At 53.1% G+C, this 2,160-nt stretch carries 4 protein-coding genes; all 4 read right to left on the bottom strand.

The window, feature by feature from the left end; translation table 11 throughout:
• Positions 1–273, bottom strand: a 273-nt coding sequence (locus ENTHG_RS07885) for an FAD-dependent oxidoreductase (protein ID WP_044177630.1), incomplete at its 3' end; no start/stop codon positions are given.
• A gap of 116 nt (positions 274–389) precedes the next feature.
• Complete coding sequence (gene bssS, locus ENTHG_RS07880) at positions 390–644, bottom strand: biofilm formation regulator BssS (protein ID WP_044177627.1); 255 nt, start codon at positions 642–644, stop codon at positions 390–392.
• Between the two features lie 266 nt (positions 645–910).
• On the bottom strand, positions 911–1,156 hold the full coding sequence (gene dinI, locus ENTHG_RS07875) for a DNA damage-inducible protein I (protein ID WP_044177625.1): 246 nt from the start codon (positions 1,154–1,156) through the stop codon (positions 911–913).
• 75 nt (positions 1,157–1,231) lie between these two features.
• Positions 1,232–2,160 (bottom strand): dihydroorotase (gene pyrC, locus ENTHG_RS07870; protein ID WP_071825825.1); only part of this gene is annotated, 929 nt, incomplete at its 5' end.

Raw genomic sequence — 2,160 nt, 5'->3', positions numbered from 1 at the left:
CATATTGATAACGCCGGTACGTTCAAATACCGCTTCTCCGCTCTGCTGGTTCAGCTCATCCCATAACTGTTGCGCCCGCATGACCAGCGGCACGTACTTTTCCCCTTCGCCGTAGGCGTGACGGATGAGCCGCGTATTGCCGTGGTGGCTCCCCTCTTTATGCGGGGGGAGGTGGGCATCCGTCATCAGCACGTTTAGCCCGGCGCGGGTCGCGTAATAGCCCGCCGCCGCTCCCACCGAGCCGCAGCCAATGATTATCAGGTCATATTTCATGTCGTTCTCCAGCTAATGCGTACTCAGGAGGGTAAATAACCGGCAGGATTTAAACAAGGCGATAAATAAATAAGGCACCCTGAGGGTGCCTGTTGGTTGAATATTGAGCATTATCACTAATGCCTGCGATACTCATCTTCCTGGTACTCGCCTGATTCAATTTTGGCGATGCCCGCTTCTAAAATCGAAATAAACTGACGGGCAACATCGGTCGTTAACCACAACGTCTGACCAACCTCGGTGTTATCTGAAGCGGCTCTGTTTGGGGTCTGGTAGTGCAAGCGCAGCATCATGGCGTCATAGCTGTCCACGGTGCTGATATCCCATCCAACCAGAGGATGGGTCTGGATGACTTCATTATTCTTTTCCATCATAACCCCCATATGGCGTGTTAAAAGACAACGACTTTCGAGGTTCAATGCGTGTTTTGTGAAGCCTTTTCAGTATATCAATGATTACCCTTGCAGATCTAATAAATAACATGCTGCAACATAATTTTATGACAATTTGATTTTTTTTGAACAAAAAAGCGGGAGATTAACCGTTATTTTTAAGCAGGTTAGGGAGGGCGTTAAGAATTTTGCTTAAAATAAAAACAAAAAAAGCCGGGGCGACCCGGCAAACATGCACAAAAAAGTTAATTATCCATAAACCAGTCGTCGGCGCTTTCCCAGGTTTCCTGCAAAATTTCACTTACGCGCGCTTTATCTTCTTTTGCGCCGCCAAGGACAGACAGATTATTCGCAGCGGCATAACGCACCGTAATTTTATTATCACGATCCGGATAAGAGTGGTTGAGACGGCGGGACAGTTCATTCGCCAGCGCATCAATAGCGCCCGGCGGGAGCGATGTAGTTCTGGCAATAGTCACTTCAATACGCATAACGACCCCCTGTGTAATATACTGTATATATATACAGCTATGTGCGGGCGTTTACAACAGGGGGCGAGAAAAATATCAGCCTTTCACTTTCCAGTTTACCGTTTCACCTGCCAGGAACGGGATGACGGTTTCCTCTGCGCTGGCGATACTCTCTATCACCGGGGTCTCTTCGCGCACCAGTTCGATGAAGGTATCATTGACCGGCAGCCCATAGAAACGCGGTCCGTTAAGGGAGCAAAACGCTTCAAAGTGGTCCAGCGCCTGCATCTCCTCAAACACGGTTGCATAGCTGGCAAGCGCGGTTGGCGCGTTGAAACAGCCTGCGCAGCCGCAGCTTGACTCTTTGCGATGGCGGGCGTGCGGGGCGGAATCGGTGCCGAGAAAAGCGCGCTGAAAGCCGCTGGCGACCAGCTCACGCAGCGCCTGCTGGTGAATATTACGTTTAAGGATCGGCAGGCAGTAGAGATGCGGGCGGATGCCGCCGGAGAGCATATGGTTGCGGTTAAACATCAGGTGCTGCGGGGTGATGGTGGCGGCGAGCCGCTCGTTGCCTTCACGAACGTAATCTGCCGCATCTTTTGTGGTGATATGCTCGAACACCACTTTCAGGCCGGGCAGGCGCTGGCGCAGGGGTTCCATCACCGTCTCAATAAAGCGTGCCTCGCGGTCGAAAATATCGATCTCCGCGTGGGTCACTTCCCCATGTACCAGCAGCGGCATGCCCAGCTTCTCCATGCGCTCCAGCACCGGCATAATGGCGTCGATACGGGTGACGCCGTGGCTTGAGTTGGTGGTGGCGTTAGCGGGATAGAGCTTGGCGGCGGTAAAGACGTTCTCACGAAAACCGCGCTCGACTTCATCGGCGGCCAGGGTGTCGGTCAGATAGCAGGTCATGAGGGGGGTAAAATCATGCCCGGCGGGCACCGCGTCCAGAATGCGCTGGCGGTAGGCAATGGCCGCGTCAACCGTGGTGACCGGCGGCGCAAGGTTCGGCATGACAATGG

It is taken from the genome of Phytobacter massiliensis JC163 (genome assembly GCF_000321045.1).
Lineage (GTDB): Bacteria > Pseudomonadota > Gammaproteobacteria > Enterobacterales > Enterobacteriaceae > Phytobacter_A > Phytobacter_A massiliensis.
Note: the sequence above shows the minus strand (reverse complement) of the source record. Positions and strands in the feature narration are given on the sequence as shown.